The organism is Shewanella morhuae (genome assembly GCF_900156405.1).
Classification (GTDB): Bacteria; Pseudomonadota; Gammaproteobacteria; order Enterobacterales; family Shewanellaceae; genus Shewanella; species Shewanella morhuae.
Genome location: NZ_FTNN01000001.1, coordinates 319,293 through 334,810 on the forward strand (window position 1 = coordinate 319,293; position 15,518 = coordinate 334,810).

Sequence of the window (15,518 nt, forward strand, 5' to 3'; positions counted from 1 at the left end):
CAGTTGTCAGTCGTTTTGCATGGTCTTAAGAGCGCAGTTTCCTGTCTAAGCTTTGTTTGCTTTATTGATGCATAAAAAATTCAATAGGGATATTTCATGTTTAAGACTCAAATTTCTACATCAGCTTTATTAGTCGCATCGGCGTTAGCATCTACTATGAGCATTAGTGCATTTGCCGCTGCGCCCGGTAAACCAACGTTAGGTTGGGGTGAAACTAAGTTTGCGATTATTGACGTTAATCAAGCTGCTACGGCCTATAATCAATTAGTTACGGTAAAAGATGCCGCTGATGTTTCTGTCAGTTGGAATCTTTGGAGTGGTGATGTGGGCAATAAAGCCCAAGTGCTGCTCAACGGCAATATAGTTTGGGAAGGGCCATCTGGTGCTTCCGGAACCGCTAATTTTAAAGTGAAAAAAGGTGGCCGTTATCAGATGCTGGTGCAGTTATGTAATAGCGAAGGTTGCACTGCCAGTGATGTTCAAGAAATTCTTGTGGCCGACACCGATGGCAGCCATTTAGTGCCACTTAATGCGCCACTTAAAGAGAATAATCGTCCCTATGTGAATAAATCCGGCAAAGTGGTTGGCAGTTACTTTGTTGAATGGGGAGTATACGGCCGTAAATTCCCCGTCGATAAGATCCCCGCGCAAAACTTAACTCATATTTTATATGGCTTTACCCCTATTTGTGGCGGTGATGGCATTAACGACAGTTTGAAAGAAATCGAAGGCAGCTTCCAAGCATTGCAACGTGCCTGTAGTGGCCGTGAAGATTTTAAAGTTGCGATCCACGATCCTTGGGCGGCGATTCAAATGCCGCAGGCGGGCGTGAGTGATTACTCCGACCCATATAAAGGTAATTTTGGTCAATTGATGGCGCTCAAGCAAGCACACCCTGATTTGAAGATTTTGCCTTCGGTCGGAGGCTGGACACTGTCAGATCCTTTCTTCTTCTTTAACGATAAAACGAAGCGCGCTACTTTTGTTGCGTCAGTAAAAGAGTTTTTGCAAACATGGAAATTCTTTGACGGTGTGGATATCGACTGGGAATTCCCTGGTGGTAAGGGCGCTAACCCCAATTTAGGTAATGCTAACGATGGTGAAACCTACGTTACTTTGATGCGTGAACTACGTGCCATGCTTGATGAGCTAAGTGCTGAAACGGGTCGTACCTATGAGCTAACGTCGGCCATTAGTGCAGGTGATGACAAAATTGAGAAAGTGGATTATCAAGCTGCCCAGCAGTACATGGATTACATCTTCTTGATGAGCTACGACTTCAATGGCGGTTGGACTAACACTGAACTTGGTCATCAAACCAATCTTTATGAAGCAGGTTGGGATCCTGATACTCGTTATACTACGGATAATGGCGTTAAGGCCCTGTTAGGCCAAGGCGTGACGCCAGGTAAAATTGTCGTTGGTGCGGCTATGTATGGTCGTGGCTGGACTGGGGTCAGTGGCTACAGTGGCAATAATCCGTTCACGGGCACGGCCACGGGTAAAGTGAAGGGCACATGGGAAGATGGCGTAGTGGATTATCGCCAGATAGTAAACGACTACATGGGTAGCGGTTGGGCCTACAGTTATGATGAAGTGGCCGAGGCGCCATCATTGTTCAAAGCATCGACTGGTGACTTAATCACCTTTGATGATGCGCGTTCTGTTAAAGCTAAGGGTCAATACGTGCTGGCCAATCAGCTCGGAGGTCTGTTTGCATGGGAAATCGATTCCGATAACGGCGATATTCTTAATGCAATGCACGAAGGCTTAGGTAATGGCGAAGGGGCAACATCACCGGTGAATAAAGCGCCCATTGCTAATGCTGGGGCAGATATCAATGTCACAGGCCCAAGCGATGTGGTGCTAAATGGTAGTGGTTCGCGCGATCCTGAAAATGGCGTGCTGACGTATCTTTGGACTCAATTATCTGGACCTGAAACGGTTATTACGAATGCCGATATGGCCAGTGCAATAATTCAACTGGAAGCCACACAAACCGATATCGCCTATGGATTTAGCCTTAAAGTGACAGATCCTGAAGGGTTATCTGCCACAGATTTAGTGACAGTAACCAACAAGGCCGACACACCAAACCAAGCTCCCGTGGTAAGTGTGGCTGCAATAGCAACAGTGGAAGCGGGTAAAACGGTCAGTATCGTGGCGAGTGCATCCGATGCCGACGGCGATGCCTTAACCTACGCTTGGACTGTGCCTGTTGGCGTGTCAGCTACGGGGCAAAATAGTGCCACGCTAGTGGTCACTGGCCCCAATGTTACCCAAGCGAGCAGTTATGGTTTAAGCGTGCTGGTTTCCGATGGCGCTTTAGACGCGAGCGCATCGACAACCTTAACTGTCACGCCTAAAGCTGCGGATGGTTGCAATGTGAACGATGCTAATGTGGGTAATTATCCAGCTTGGCAAGCCAGTGTAATTTACAACTCGGGTGATACTGTGAACCATAGTGAACTGGTATGGAAAGCTAAGTATTGGACTCAAGGTAATGCGCCATCTCGCACAGCAGATCAATGGCAGCTACTTAGCCAAGTTGATCTTGGTTGGGATGCCGCAGTAGCTTATAACGGCGGTGCAACCACTCGTTATAACAACCGTCAATGGAAGGCTAATTATTGGACTAAGGGTGATGTGCCTGGCGTCGCGGCTGTATGGGTTGATGTTGGCGCAGTAACTTGCCCATAATGGTTCAACTTACTAATACAATTTGATTAAAAAAGCCCTGCGAAAATGCAGGGCTTTTTATTGATTTCGGTCTTTATGTCGCGTTAAGGACAATGCTGTGGATACAGATTAATACCTTGATACGGGTTCATTAAAGATAGTTTTAATTAATCTTCAGTAATTCCACATCAAAAATTAACATTGAACCACCGCTAATCTTGCCTGCATTACTGTTACCGTAGGCGAGTTCACTGGGAATAAAGAAACGTACTTTATCGCCAACAACCATCAGTTGTACGCCTTCGGTCCAGCCTTTAATCACTCGATTAAGCGGAAAGGCGATAGGCTCGCCGCGATCAACTGAACTGTCAAACACGCTTCCGTCGAGTAAAGTGCCATGATAATGCACGGTCACAGTATCACTGGCTTTTGGATGAATCGTGCCATCGCCCTTGGTTAATACTTCATATTGCAAACCTGAAGCCGTGGTGATCACGCCTTCTTTCGCTTTGTTTTGGGTTAAAAATTCATTACCTAAACGGATATTCTCTTGGGCGGCTTTTTGGCCGTTCATCGAGGTAAAGAAGTAAAAAATCACCCCAGCTATCACCACAATGGCGAGTAATATTTTCATACAAAGAGCACCTTAAGTTAATTTCGGCCATGTTATCAGTTTTCTAACGATAGATGCTATCGCTACTCGTACAGGCTTTGAACTCGAACGCTGGTCATCTGCTACGACCAGTTCAAGCCATTAAAACTCCCTTCAAGGCTTTATCCTGCTTTAGATATCGCTTAACCTGTGGGCTTAAGACTTCACAAAAATCCAATAAAAACAGATAACAACTAGAATTAAAATAATAAATAAGGAAAGTCCATGCTAAACAAAGCGGCAAAACCTCTGGTCAAGCTAGTCGACCGATATCTACCCGATCCCTATATTTTTGTACTTTTACTCACCTTAGTGGTGTTAATTGCTGCCGTTGTTTCTGAGAACAAAACTCCGCTGGAAGTCATTAATTATTGGGGTGATGGTTTTTGGACGCTGTTAAGTTTTTCGATGCAGATGCTATTAGTGCTGGTGGCGGGGTTTATGTTGGCAAGCTCACCGCCGATTAAAAAGTTGCTCGATGCGATTGCGGGTTTGGCTAAATCGGCACCGCAAGCCATTATTTTAGTTACGCTTGTATCACTCGCCGCGAGTTGGATCAACTGGGGATTCGGATTGGTAGTAGGTGCTTTGTTTGCTAAAGCCTTAGCCCGTAAAGTGAAAGTGGATTACCGGCTGCTGGTTGCCAGCGCCTACTCAGGTTTTGTGGTTTGGCATGGCGGGCTCGCAGGGTCTATCCCGTTAACCATAGCCACAGCGGGGCATTTCGCCGAATCACAAATTGGTATTATCCCCACTAGTGAAACCATTTTCGCAAGTTTTAATTTATTACTGGTTGTGGTGCTGTTCGTGGTGATGCCTTTAGTGAATCGCTTTATGTTGCCTGACGAAAAAGACAGCGTTTATGTTGATTCTAGTGTCCTTGATGACAAAGGTGGCGAAACGGTTTCTTCAGTGCTAGAGGTTAACCGTGCAGGTGAGAGCCCGAGCAAACATAAGCCTGCAATGCGTCCTGCGGATATATTGGAGAATAGCCGTTTACTCGGTTGGAGTGTCGGTGGTGCAGGGCTTGTATATTTAGGTTATTACTTTTGGGTACAGGGCGGCAGTTTAAACCTTAACGTAGTGAACTTTTTATTCTTATTTCTCGCCATCGTGTTACATCAAACGCCACGCAGTTTACTCACCAGTTTAAATGAAGCTATTAAGGGCGGTGCTGGGATCGTGATCCAGTTTCCTTTTTATGCAGGCATTATGGCCGTGATGGTGCAATCGGGTTTAGCCCAGAGTATTTCACAAGGCTTTGTGGCGATAGCCAGCGCCGAAAGCTTGCCATTTTGGAGCTTTATTAGTGCAGGGATTGTGAATATTTTTGTACCATCTGGAGGTGGTCAATGGGCTGTGCAGGCACCGATTATGTTACCTGCCGCGCAGGCTTTAGGCGCCGATGTCGCTCGGGTTGCTATGGCTGTTGCTTGGGGGGATGCGTGGACTAACCTTATTCAACCTTTCTGGGCATTACCTGTGCTAGCCATTGCGGGTTTAAAAGCGCGAGATATTATGGGGTTTTGTTTAATGCAACTAATGATTACTGGCGTGATTATCAGTATCGCCTTGAGCTGGTTTTAAAAATAACTAAGCGGCTAAACGACATTATTTTCCATAGCTAAATAAATAAAAAGGGCAATCTTAGATTGCCCTTTTTATTCGGTTTTAGTCACAGATGAACTTAGCTATAGCCGACTAACCTCACGCGGATAGTTAGGTTTAAATAAACATATTTACGGCGCCAGTTTGGATGCCATAAGCCAGTACGGCTAAATTGGCGATAACGGTGAGCCAAAAAACGTTTCTAAATGAGGCCTTAACTGACTTGTGCCTTAATACGTTTTGGGCAAACAGGGCGCCGGGCCAACCGCCCATGAGCGCCAGCAGATGCAAAGTGCTTTCTTTAGTGCGCCATTTACCGCGTTTTGCGGCGGATTTATCGATGGCGTAGGCGATAAAACTGAGCAAACTGAGCGTGAGGTACATGCCTACAATACCAATGGGCAACATATGTTGCTGCGCGGCGCCAATTAAACCAGCAAGAAAAATAACCACTAACAACAATGGCATAATGCTTAATTCTGAACCGGTTGATTTAGGCTTTTGGCTGCGGTTGTTTGTGGCCTTTTTACTGCTGGTTGTTTTGGTTGGTTTTTTATTCGTCATGGTTTGGTATCAATCTCGTATCGTGGTTCTAAATGTGATTTTTTACGGGTGGTGTCGCGTACTTTTTAAACGCGAGGTAGCGCCAAAACTTTTCCAGTGGCCCTTGCTTGAAATAGCGTAAGTAAAGGCTGGCTAATAACAGTTGCACGATTGAATAAACAATTGCCATGACCATATATTGCCATCTATCTAACTGTAAGAGTAATTCAGGGGCGAGGTGTCTAAACACTAACACGCCAACGATGGATTGCAGAATATAGAGGCTAAAGGCGAGTTTACCTACATTTTGTAATGAGGTCAGTATCTTAGGGCTGTTTTTACAAATTTTAACGATAATATGGATATAAATTTGCGCCATTGGGATCGCACTTAACATGGCTAAGGTATCTGAAAGCGCGACTAAAATTGGACGTTGTGTTAAGCCTAAAAGTATCGCTATTAGTGATAGCGATACACTGGCTATCACCAATTGTATGAGCGTAGTTTTGCTAAATCCCTGCTCAAAAGTTCCTTGTTGATATAACGCCATACCGAGCAACATCAAGCCTGCGGTTAACCACATTAAAGTAAAAGGGATCACTAACGCCATGTAACCCACCTGCATTAACTGCAACACGAGTTGGTCTGCATAGCTTGAGGTCCAAGCACTGTACTGCTGTGCAAATAGGCTTGATTCGCGGATAAAAGATTTATCTGCGCTGCTAACAGTGATGAGGGTAATGATCACTAAGGCGCCGAAAATAAAGATATTGGCTTTACGTTTAAGGGCATCAATACTTAAATCTTTGTAACATAGCGCTAAAAACCCACTGATCCCGTAGGTGAGTAAGATATCGCCAGACCAAATCAAAATTCCATGGATTAAACCCAATGCCATCAACCATTTTAGGCGTGAACGTAAGCGCGGATACGCATTGAGCCCTTGGGCATTAAAACGTTGATACTGAATAAAAAGCCCAACACCAAATAAAATGGAAAACAGACTAATAAAGCGCACTTTGATAAACAAGAGATTAAATGCTTCGATAACTTGATCAGATAACAGCGGTGTTTCGTGAGGGGCATAGCCATAAAAGGTCATCCCCATAAAATAGATATTCATGAAAAATATCCCCAACACAGCTAAGCCACGAATAGCATCAATATTGGCATTGCGCTGTGTGGATATGATAGTAGCGCTGGCTGGTAGTGTGGCTCCTGAAGGGGGCGTTGACCACTCGTCAATAGGCTGGTTGGCTGACACGTGAGCTGAGTTCCTTTCGCTAGTAAGCATGTTTGACTTTTTGAGCTGATTTAAGAAGACTAGCCTAGCAGGCGCTTGCCTCCAATCAAATATAGAAAGCCTAGAAAGTGGAATATAGAAAGTGAAATATCGGCGTAAAACCTAATGAAAAATATTGCCGATTAACGATTCGGCAATATTTTCGTTCACTGTTTAGCATAGTTAACGCTAACGTCATGTATCTGTTGTCATTGTAAGCTCGTATTAGGCCAATGCCTGTCACTTTAGCCTATTGAATGCGGCAGCCTCGTTTCGCGATGGGGTCATACTATTTTTGCGGCTTTTCAGATATCCACAACTTGATATGTCCCTTCACAACGACCACACCTTCGGTATCGTATGCCGTAACGGGGACCAGCATATCACCGGGAGTCCATTGCTCTGGCGTCACTTCTGCAATGCATAAAATATCGCTACCAGCCTTAGCGGTATAATCCAAACTCATGCCCTTAGGGATCCAACGTAAATGGGTTGGAATAGAGGCTTCGGCCATCACACCCATCGCCATTTCTAAACCATTACAAATCGCAATCACATGCACCGTTTTAATGTGGTTGTGCACTGCATGGCGTTTTTTTATTAAACAGGCACAATGATTAAGGCGTAATTCAGTGATCAGTGGTTTGATGGTGCCAAAATAGGGTGCCATGCGTGAAACCATGATTGAAAACAGTTTTTGGCCGAAGGGATATCGGCGAGTTTTGTGGTAGAGCGCGAGCACTTTATTGGTTTTTTGTTTAGCAGTGCTGACGGAATCGGTCTGGCGCATGGTCATCCTTAGTAATATGCAAAGGGATATTGTTATCTTAAGACTATTCCAAGTTATGCTTGGGTAGTTCTGGTCGGATGAGTTTAACATTAGGGTAACAACAAATACCAGTCAGCTTAATCAAGCAAACTTCATTTCGTAGTTTTTAGCGTAACACCGTATAATTGCGGCCAATTTGTCGTTTAGCGGCAATGGCATTTTTATTTAGCAATAAGGACTCACAGTGAAATATTTGCTGACGTATTTTAAGGGCATGGCCATGGGTGCTGCCGACGTTGTGCCTGGCGTTTCAGGCGGCACCATAGCGTTTATTACCGGTATTCTTGATACCTTGCTCGACAGTGTAAAGCGCATCAATCCTTCGTTATGGGGCGTGATTAAGTCAAAAGGGGTAAAAGGGGCCTTTGTCCATATTAATGGCGGTTTTTTAGTGAGCCTGCTGGCGGGGATCCTAACCAGTATTTTTACCTTTGCTAAGCTGATTTCTTGGTTGCTCGCAACGCACCCAATCCCAATTTGGTCGTTCTTTTTTGGGCTTATCATCATCTCTGTCGTGCATATGCTCAAGCAAGTGAGTGGTTTTACGGTGGCACGTTTTGCTTTATTTGCCTTAGGCGTGCTGGCGGCGTGGGCGATTACTGTGCTAAATCCCGTGGCAATAGAAGCCAGTTATATCAACATATTCTTCGGTGGCGCGATTGCCATTTGCGCTATGGTATTACCGGGGATTTCAGGTAGCTTCATCTTATTATTGTTAGGCTTATATCCTGTAGTGCTCACAGCGGCTAAAGATTTTCAGCTCGATATTTTGGCCTGTTTTGCCGTTGGCGCAGTGACGGGATTATTGACTTTTAGCCATTTATTGTCGGCACTACTGCGGAAATATCACGATGCGACTATCGTGTTTTTAACCGGTTTAATGTTAGGCACCTTAGGTAAAATTTGGCCGTGGAAAGAAACCTTAACCTGGCGAACAAATTCACATGGCGAACAAGTACCTTTATTAGAGCAAAATATTTCGCCACTTAATTTTGAGCACATTACAGGTCAGCCTGCACAACTCGCTTTTGCCATCGTGTGTATGTTGGCGGCAATAGCACTGGTTTGGGGCTTAGAGAAAGTGGGTAAGAGGAGCTGAACCTTACTTATTTTGAGGTGATTAAGTTATCAAATAAAAAGCAGCGATAAATCGCTGCTTTTTATTGTTATCGAGATTATGCCTGATTGGCTTTAATTTCCCGTAGATAACGGTAAATTGAATGGACTGAAATCCCTAATCGAGTCGCCGCGACTTGGGCACTGTCTTTGAGTTCAAAAATACCTAACTCATGTAGTTGATTGACAATTTCGCGGCTTTTTTGTGAGGTCGAAATAGCAGGGTTGGAGCGCACTTCATGATTAATACTGTCAATGGTGCTGTGCAATGCTTCATCAATATTACGGGCAAACGTTTCGGGTGAACTGGTGACTTCAATATTTAGTAAATTATCTGGCATCATAGTGCGTAGCACTGATTGCAGCGGCGCATCCATATCGCTATTAATACACAGTAAGGCTATTGGCTGATTTTTACGGTTACGGATCACCGTAGTAATCGATCTTAGCGTTTTTCCATTAGTGCATTTGGTGAGATAAGAATTAGAAATATCCTGACCGGTCTTAAGCTTAAGCAAGGCAAGGTTAGTTATTGGTGCGCCCACTTCTCTGCCTGTCACATGGCCATTGGCTATTTTGACTACCGACGGATGTTTAGCATCTAAGCTGTGTAATACCACTTCAGTATGTTGACCATACATGGCTGCGATACCATCGACGATATTTTCGATGGATTTAAGAATATCCAGATCACTTTGCGTTAAATCTTGCAGTTTCAAAGTTTCAACCTTGGGTTGTTAACCCGCTAATGATCAGCGGGTCAAAATCACTATGCCGACATAATATCGATAATAGTAACATCTGTGGATGACATACCATTGAGGATCATTTTACCAATATTTTTAATGGTTTTCTCTACATCGGTGGCGATAATACCTTGGCCGGAGACATTGTGACTACTGAGAGCCATCAAAAATGAGCGTACGGCCGCACTAGATGAAGTGCTGACCTTCATGGCGCAGGAGGCTTTTGCTCCATCACACACCATGCCAGAGCTATCGCTGATCACATTTTGAATTGCGAAACAAGATTGCTCGAATGAGCCACCGGCCAGATACACCATCGCCATAGAAGCTGCAGCACTGGTGACTGTATTACCACAAAATGCCGACAATGGTGGGTAATGGGATTTGATATAAATTGCCCCAAGGTGGCTCATAATCAAAGCTCGGGCGAGTTTTTCTTCCGAAGCGTTATAGCATTGTGCCGTTAATACCACTGGAATGGTTGCGGCAATGCCTTGGTTACCACTACCAAAATTACTCATGGCAGGTAAGTTAGCGCCGCCCATACGTGCATCGGACGCCGCAGCAGTTAACATAACGATTTTATTGAGTAAGTCTTCACCAATAATACCCGCCGCGATACCGCTTTTCATAGTACGGCCGACTTCTAGACCATAGGGATTAGCCATGCCTTCATCGGATAATTTGCCATTTAATTCAGAAGCCTCAAGGATAAACTTGATATCCTCGAAGGGGACTTCATTCGCAAAGTGATAAATGGATTCGATAGTGATGTCCACGCCAGCACAAATTGAACCCGTTGCCGTTGCCGCTGTATTATCAAGACTGAAGACTAACTCGCCATTGAGGCGTTTTTCGGCAATCAGCGTATGGCCGCCACAAATTTTAACTAGAGCTTCACGACTGCCTTTTTTAGCAATCACGCAGCAATAAATAAACTCTGCAGTTTGTGTGCGTTCAACGGTTACTTTTCCTGCATCGATCAGTGCCTGTGCCTTTGCGACTTGCTCTGGTGTTATTACCGCCAACACTTCTAAACCAGCATCAGGGTTACCTGCAATCGCGCCAGCGGCAGCGGCAATTGCAAGGCCAATTTTACCGGTGCCAGGTACAAATACACCCATAGAATTCTTATAAAGATTGTCAGACACTTGTACTGCAATTGAATCGGGTTCAACGCCCAGTAAAGCGCGGGCTACAGCTGCGGCGTAAGCGGCAGCGATAGGCTCGGTACAACCTAATGCGGGCTTAACGACTTGTTTGATAATTTTAATATACTGTTGCCATTGAGGTTTCATGAGCTTTATAACCTTATATTAATACTTACATTTTAGCGTGTGCTATTGCTTCGACTTCCACTTTTGCGCCCAGCGGAAGATCTTTCACCGCAAAACAGCTACGTGCAGGGCAGTCGGTTTTGAAATAGCTTTTATATACTTCATTAAAGGCGGCAAAGTCACTGATCTCAGCAAGATAGCAAGTGGTTTTGAGGACGGTTTCGAGACTGCCTCCACCTGCTTCTAGCACGTATTTGAGGTTTTCTAATGATTGAATCGATTGTTCCGTGATCCCACCGTTAACGATACTGCCCTTTTTCTTACATACAGGGAGCTGGCCTGAGGTGAAAATCAGATTGCCATAAGTTGTGCCATGGGAGTATGGGCCAATGGCTGCGGGAGCATATTCTGCGTTAATAATCGTTTTCATTGTTTCTCCATCTTGCAAATAAAATTGAATGTCGTAGTCGGACTATGTGCAACATTATTTGTATTTTTACATTTTATTGCAATTATTTTTTAATGGATTTCATTTGTCTCTGCAATTTGTGCGTTATTAATCCCAATTTTAGCCAAGTTGTGAGCGTTAACGCTTTGTTCAATAAAAGTTGAACGTATTGGTTGCTGAGTTCATTTTGTTCAAATATATTTGCAACAAATAATAGTAACAAGGTAAAGGTGAAATGATGGATGCAACAATGACGGCGGCTAATGCTGCCCAATGGAAAATAGATACCCGCTTCGATAGTACGGATTGGGGCTGGATTATTATGAGTATCGGCATGGCAATTGGCGCGGGGATCGTATTTTTGCCCGTACAGGTCGGTTTAATGGGCCTATGGGTGTTCTTACTGTCTGGCGTAATTGGCTACCCTGCTATGTATATGTTTCAGCGTTTGTTTATCAACACCTTAGCAGAATCACCAGAATGTAAGGATTATCCGAGTGTGATATCGGGTTACTTAGGTAAAAACTGGGGCATGTTATTGGGCGGTTTGTACTTCACTATGTTGGTTATTTGGGTATTCGTTTATTCAACGGCCATTACTAACGATAGCGCCTCATTCTTACAAAGCTTTGGCGTGACAAAAGAATTACTGTCGAATAATCCCTTCTACGGTTTATTGCTGATTTGTGGTTTAGTCGCTTTAGCATCACGTGGTGAAAATCTATTATTCAAAATATCTACTTTTATGGTGCTGACTAAGTTGGGCGTGGTTGCTGTATTAGGGTTATTAATGGTGGATAAGTGGGATATCAATAATATTGGCGCGATCCCAGCAACAGGAGATTGGTTAAAAGATGCCATCGTTATGTTGCCCTTCACACTAACATCGATTCTTTTCATTCAAAGCTTAAGCCCGATGGTGATTTCATACCGCTCGCGAGAAAAATCCTTAGCAGTTGCGCGTTTTAAAGCCATGCGGGCGATGAACATTGCCTTTGGTATCTTGTTTGTTGTGGTGTTCTTTTATGCGGTGTCATTTACGCTAGCGATGGGACATGATCAAGCGGTGCGCGCATCAGAAGAAAATATCTCGGCCTTAGCTATGGTCGCCCAAGGTATGCAGGGACAAACGCTTAAACTACTCAGCCTGACCTTAAATATTTTTGCGGTAATGACGGCTTACTTTGGGGTGTATTTAGGTTTTAGGGAGGCTTGTCAAGGTTTGACCATGAACATGCTACGCCGCTATATGCCTGAAGATCGCATCAACAAAAAGCTGGTTGGTTACGGCATCATGATTTTCACCATTTTACTATCTTGGGGGGCGATTGTATTAAATGCCCCAGTGTTAAGTTTTACCTCAATTTGTAGTCCTATTTTTGGTTTGGTTGGATGCCTTATTCCAGCTTATTTAGTATATCAAGTGCCAGCGCTGCATAAGTACAAGGGCGCATCTTTATACATTATTATTATTACCGGTTTATTACTGTGTATATCCCCGTTCTTAGCGTTTAGTTAACATTAAAGCGCTTGAGGTTAGCTAAATAACCTCAAGTCGAAGTTAAATTTAACTATAAAAAACAGGTGTTGAATTGATCAACACCTGTTTTTTTATGTGAGATTTAACACTCTAGTAGTTATTTTGTTTAAAGGTTATGGGAAGTTGTCGGCTTAATGTGCTCTTTCGCGTGTTTTTTACGACTGAGATAACGGCGTTATTGTGCTGACAGTGAGAGCCCTTATAATGGCGCGTAGTCACTCTAGTCATATCTTTTTTCTCGTGCTCAATAATGTTAAGGAATGTCATCATGCAAAGACGCAATTTTCTAAAAAGTGCGGCTATTTTGTCGACCGCGGGATTTATCACACCGGTACTGGCATCTTCTCAACCGAGTGTTGTTGAGCATAGTTCAGCGGATGGACGTCGTCGTTTTACCTTAATCAACACTTACCATCTTGTTGCCCCAGAAGGCTCTGAAGGCGTGGTTAAGTTGTGGATCCCGCTACCTGAAGATACGCAATTTCAATGGGTGCGTAAGCTGAGTTTTACTGGCAGTTTTAAAGATGCCTACATAACTTCAAACAACCGTTACGGTGCTAAAACTCTGTTTGCAACGTGGCCAGATGCTAAATCAAGCATGACCATGACGGTTGAGCTAGATATTGAAACGTTAGATTGGGAACCCATTAAAAGCGGCACCTTGGCCCATTACCGTACGCCAACAGAAATTAGTTATCCTGCAGATGTTGAACACTATTTATTACCCACTAAACATATGCCAATTAATGGTATTGTGAAGTTAACAGCAGATAAAATTGTGGGCAGCGAAACAGAACCATTAAAACAAGCGCGGCTAATTTATCTTTGGGTCAGCGCCAATATGTTCCGCGATAATAGCGTAATTGGCTGTGGTACAGGCGATGTGGCCAGTATTTTAGCCAGTGGTATATTGGGCGGTAAATGTACCGATATTAACTCCGTATTTGTGGCGCTAATGCGCGCCGTGGGTATTCCTGCCCGCGAAATGTTCGGTATTCGCTTGGGACAGGCGATCAAGATGGGTCAATATTCTAAAAAGGCGTTCGGCAGTGCCGATGACAAAGGCGTTGCCGATGTCAGTGGTGGCCAACATTGCCGCGCTATGTTTTATTTAGCGGGTTATGGTTGGTTGCCTGCCGATCCTGCTGATGTAACCAGAATGCGTTTAACCGAGAAAAAAGAGCATAGCGATCCTGCTGTTCAGGCGGTGAATGATTACCTCTTTGGTAATTGGGAAATGAACTGGATTGGCTTTAACTATGGCCGAGACTTTGATTTATTCCCCGAAGCTGAGCAAACACCATTGAATAACTTTGGTTATCCCTATGCAGAAGTCGATGGCGATCCCGTGAATTATTATGAACCTAAAGTATTTGCCTATGACTACCAGTCAACTGAACAACGCTAAGGGACTTTTTGCGACTATGGCCGCTGCTGTTATTGCTGCAGTGGCTTCGAGTCTGTGCTGCATTGCGCCACTTATTTATTTGGTGTTCGGTGTGTCGGCCGCGAGCCTGTCGGGGATAGAGCAACTAAGCTGGTTGCAAGTACCTATGTTGATATTGTCGACTGGGCTTATCTTAATGGGATTTTGGCGGCTCTATTTTGCGAAAAAGCCATTGTGCACCGCGACGTTAAGCCGTACTCAGATGGTATGGCTCTACTGGTTAACTGTGCCTGTTGTGCTGGCGTTTCAGTTATATCCCTTTGTATTACCTTGGTTATTAGAGGTTTTTGAATGAAGTTAGTGTTATTTCTTGCCTTGATTTTTTGTTCAGTATCGAGCTGGGCGGAAAATAGGCAAGTCACCTTAGATGTTAAGGGCATGACCTGCCCGCTATGTGTCACTGTCGTCAATAAAGCCCTGCGACAAACCGATGGTGTGATAAAGGCTAAGGCTTCGCTAAAAACTGAGCAAGCTATCGTGACTGTGCCTGAGGATTTTAATCTAGACATCTTACTCAAGGCGGTCGATAAAACTGGGTATAAGGGCAGTATTAATAAAATAGAGAACTAACTAAAAAGCTATAAGGCTGGTTTATCGGAACATATCTCATCGTTAAGCGCGGCCAAATATCGGTCTTATCCTGCTCGTACATACCATATGAGTAAGACATTTTACGCCGCTTTAAATTGAGCATAAAACCGCTTATTGGCAAACGTCAGTCAGTAATTGTTCGGCAAGATGTTGTAAGGTTTCCGCTTCAGGGTGAGTGTGGGCGAAAGTTCTTAAACCATAAATTCCCATCATTAAATATTGTGCTCTTTGCTCGCTGCTGCGATGACCTTGCAACAAACCTTGCAGTTTCGCGGCGGCGAATTGTTGCATCAACGCCAACTGCATGGCTTGCAGATACTGGTTGATGATGTTTTGGATTTCAACATCTTGTTCTGCAATTTCATTGAGCGCCTTAGTCAATAGACAGGCTTGGCCACTATCGCAACTTAAGCACTCAATAACCAGATAATCTAAGTAGGTTTTCAAATTGGCGATTACATTATCGCTATTGGCAAACAAACGGTTAAATTGCTCGCTCCTATCTAGTTGATACTGTTCAATGGCTGCGATTAATAATCCGCGTTTATTGGTGAAAGCACAGTAAATCGACCCTGGATGTAACCCCGTGGCTTGAGTGAGATCTTGCATGCTCGTTTTGGTGTAACCCTTGTGCATGAAGGCGGCCATAGCGCCGCGAAGTACCTGTTCTCGATCGAACTCTGCATTACGCATCGAATTTAATTCACCTAGTTGACATACTTAGGCGAAATTCTACCTAAATTTGAACGGACATTCAAAA

General features: G+C 44.1%; 15 protein-coding genes. 7 read left to right on the forward strand and 8 right to left on the reverse strand.

Annotated features, from left to right (window positions below):
• Window positions 1-96: 96 nt before the first annotated feature.
• On the forward strand, window positions 97-2,700 hold the full coding sequence (locus BW947_RS01395) for a glycosyl hydrolase family 18 protein (protein WP_076496529.1): 2,604 nt from the start codon (window positions 97-99) through the stop codon (window positions 2,698-2,700).
• 142 nt (window positions 2,701-2,842) lie between these two features.
• Here BW947_RS01395 and bamJ read toward each other — a convergent pair whose 3' ends face one another.
• Window positions 2,843-3,313 (reverse strand): BamJ family beta-barrel-assembly machinery protein, encoded by a 471-nt coding sequence (gene bamJ / locus BW947_RS01400; RefSeq protein ID WP_076496530.1) that lies wholly within the window; start codon window positions 3,311-3,313, stop codon window positions 2,843-2,845.
• Between the two features lie 243 nt (window positions 3,314-3,556).
• Here bamJ and BW947_RS01405 point away from each other — a divergent pair, with 243 nt between their 5' ends.
• Entirely contained in the window at window positions 3,557-4,918 is a 1,362-nt protein-coding gene (locus tag BW947_RS01405; RefSeq protein WP_076496531.1) for a short-chain fatty acid transporter, read from the forward strand.
• 138 nt (window positions 4,919-5,056) lie between these two features.
• Here the strand turns inward: BW947_RS01405 and BW947_RS01410 are convergent, their stop codons facing one another.
• From BW947_RS01410 to BW947_RS01420, 3 genes are all read right to left on the reverse strand, one after another.
• The gene (locus BW947_RS01410) at window positions 5,057-5,503 is read right to left on the reverse strand and encodes a DUF1294 domain-containing protein (protein ID WP_143562181.1); all 447 of its coding nucleotides are present in this window, start codon (window positions 5,501-5,503) and stop codon (window positions 5,057-5,059) included.
• 28 nt (window positions 5,504-5,531) lie between these two features.
• Window positions 5,532-6,746, reverse strand: a complete 1,215-nt coding sequence (locus tag BW947_RS01415; RefSeq protein WP_076496532.1) for a DUF418 domain-containing protein — start codon at window positions 6,744-6,746, stop codon at window positions 5,532-5,534.
• A 307-nt stretch (window positions 6,747-7,053) separates the two neighbouring features.
• Window positions 7,054-7,554, reverse strand: coding sequence for a hotdog fold domain-containing protein (locus BW947_RS01420; protein ID WP_076496533.1), 501 nt, complete (start codon window positions 7,552-7,554; stop codon window positions 7,054-7,056).
• A 223-nt stretch (window positions 7,555-7,777) separates the two neighbouring features.
• Between BW947_RS01420 and BW947_RS01425 the strand changes: the two genes are divergently transcribed.
• Window positions 7,778-8,692, forward strand: coding sequence for a polyprenyl-phosphate transporter (locus BW947_RS01425; RefSeq protein ID WP_076496534.1), 915 nt, complete (start codon window positions 7,778-7,780; stop codon window positions 8,690-8,692).
• A gap of 76 nt (window positions 8,693-8,768) precedes the next feature.
• On the opposite strand, the gene BW947_RS01430 is transcribed toward BW947_RS01425, so the two are convergent.
• The 3 genes from BW947_RS01430 to BW947_RS01440 are packed head-to-tail and all read right to left on the reverse strand — an operon-like array spanning window position 8,769 to window position 11,162.
• Entirely contained in the window at window positions 8,769-9,428 is a 660-nt protein-coding gene (locus BW947_RS01430) for a helix-turn-helix transcriptional regulator (protein WP_076496535.1), read from the reverse strand.
• A gap of 50 nt (window positions 9,429-9,478) precedes the next feature.
• Window positions 9,479-10,753, reverse strand: coding sequence for an L-cysteine desulfidase family protein (locus BW947_RS01435; protein ID WP_076496536.1), 1,275 nt, complete (start codon window positions 10,751-10,753; stop codon window positions 9,479-9,481).
• A 25-nt stretch (window positions 10,754-10,778) separates the two neighbouring features.
• The gene (locus tag BW947_RS01440; RefSeq protein WP_076496537.1) at window positions 10,779-11,162 is read right to left on the reverse strand and encodes a RidA family protein; all 384 of its coding nucleotides are present in this window, start codon (window positions 11,160-11,162) and stop codon (window positions 10,779-10,781) included.
• A 256-nt stretch (window positions 11,163-11,418) separates the two neighbouring features.
• On the opposite strand from BW947_RS01440, the gene BW947_RS01445 reads away from it, so the two are divergent.
• From BW947_RS01445 to BW947_RS01460, 4 genes are all read left to right on the forward strand, one after another.
• Window positions 11,419-12,699 (forward strand): SLC5/6 family protein, encoded by a 1,281-nt coding sequence (locus BW947_RS01445; protein ID WP_076496538.1) that lies wholly within the window; start codon window positions 11,419-11,421, stop codon window positions 12,697-12,699.
• Window positions 12,700-12,988: 289 nt separating this feature from the next.
• Window positions 12,989-14,128, forward strand: a complete 1,140-nt coding sequence (locus tag BW947_RS01450; protein ID WP_076496539.1) for a transglutaminase-like domain-containing protein — start codon at window positions 12,989-12,991, stop codon at window positions 14,126-14,128.
• A 16-nt stretch (window positions 14,129-14,144) separates the two neighbouring features.
• Complete coding sequence (locus BW947_RS01455) at window positions 14,145-14,462, forward strand: membrane protein (RefSeq protein WP_006085730.1); 318 nt, start codon at window positions 14,145-14,147, stop codon at window positions 14,460-14,462.
• On the forward strand, window positions 14,459-14,737 hold the full coding sequence (locus BW947_RS01460; protein ID WP_076496540.1) for a heavy-metal-associated domain-containing protein: 279 nt from the start codon (window positions 14,459-14,461) through the stop codon (window positions 14,735-14,737). The genes BW947_RS01455 and BW947_RS01460 overlap by 4 nt, the downstream gene beginning before the upstream one ends.
• Window positions 14,738-14,869: 132 nt before the next feature.
• On the opposite strand, the gene BW947_RS01465 is transcribed toward BW947_RS01460, so the two are convergent.
• On the reverse strand, window positions 14,870-15,451 hold the full coding sequence (locus tag BW947_RS01465; protein WP_076496541.1) for a TetR/AcrR family transcriptional regulator: 582 nt from the start codon (window positions 15,449-15,451) through the stop codon (window positions 14,870-14,872).
• Between the last annotated feature and the right edge of the window lie 67 nt (window positions 15,452-15,518).

Bases quoted from the DNA above. Each gene is read 5' to 3' on its own strand.
- BW947_RS01455 (WP_006085730.1), top strand. From the start codon at position 14,145: ATGGCCGCTGCTGTTATTGCTGCAGTGGCTTCGAGTCTGTGCTGCATT.
- BW947_RS01465 (WP_076496541.1), bottom strand. From the start codon at position 15,451: ATGCGTAATGCAGAGTTCGATCGAGAACAGGTACTTCGCGGCGCTATG.
- BW947_RS01435 (WP_076496536.1), bottom strand. From the start codon at position 10,753: ATGAAACCTCAATGGCAACAGTATATTAAAATTATCAAACAAGTCGTT.
- BW947_RS01405 (WP_076496531.1), top strand. From the start codon at position 3,557: ATGCTAAACAAAGCGGCAAAACCTCTGGTCAAGCTAGTCGACCGATAT.
- bamJ (WP_076496530.1), bottom strand. From the start codon at position 3,313: ATGAAAATATTACTCGCCATTGTGGTGATAGCTGGGGTGATTTTTTAC.
- BW947_RS01420 (WP_076496533.1), bottom strand. From the start codon at position 7,554: ATGCGCCAGACCGATTCCGTCAGCACTGCTAAACAAAAAACCAATAAA.
- BW947_RS01445 (WP_076496538.1), top strand. From the start codon at position 11,419: ATGGATGCAACAATGACGGCGGCTAATGCTGCCCAATGGAAAATAGAT.
- BW947_RS01460 (WP_076496540.1), top strand. From the start codon at position 14,459: ATGAAGTTAGTGTTATTTCTTGCCTTGATTTTTTGTTCAGTATCGAGC.
- BW947_RS01410 (WP_143562181.1), bottom strand. From the start codon at position 5,503: ATGACGAATAAAAAACCAACCAAAACAACCAGCAGTAAAAAGGCCACA.
- BW947_RS01450 (WP_076496539.1), top strand. From the start codon at position 12,989: ATGCAAAGACGCAATTTTCTAAAAAGTGCGGCTATTTTGTCGACCGCG.
- BW947_RS01395 (WP_076496529.1), top strand. From the start codon at position 97: ATGTTTAAGACTCAAATTTCTACATCAGCTTTATTAGTCGCATCGGCG.
- BW947_RS01440 (WP_076496537.1), bottom strand. From the start codon at position 11,162: ATGAAAACGATTATTAACGCAGAATATGCTCCCGCAGCCATTGGCCCA.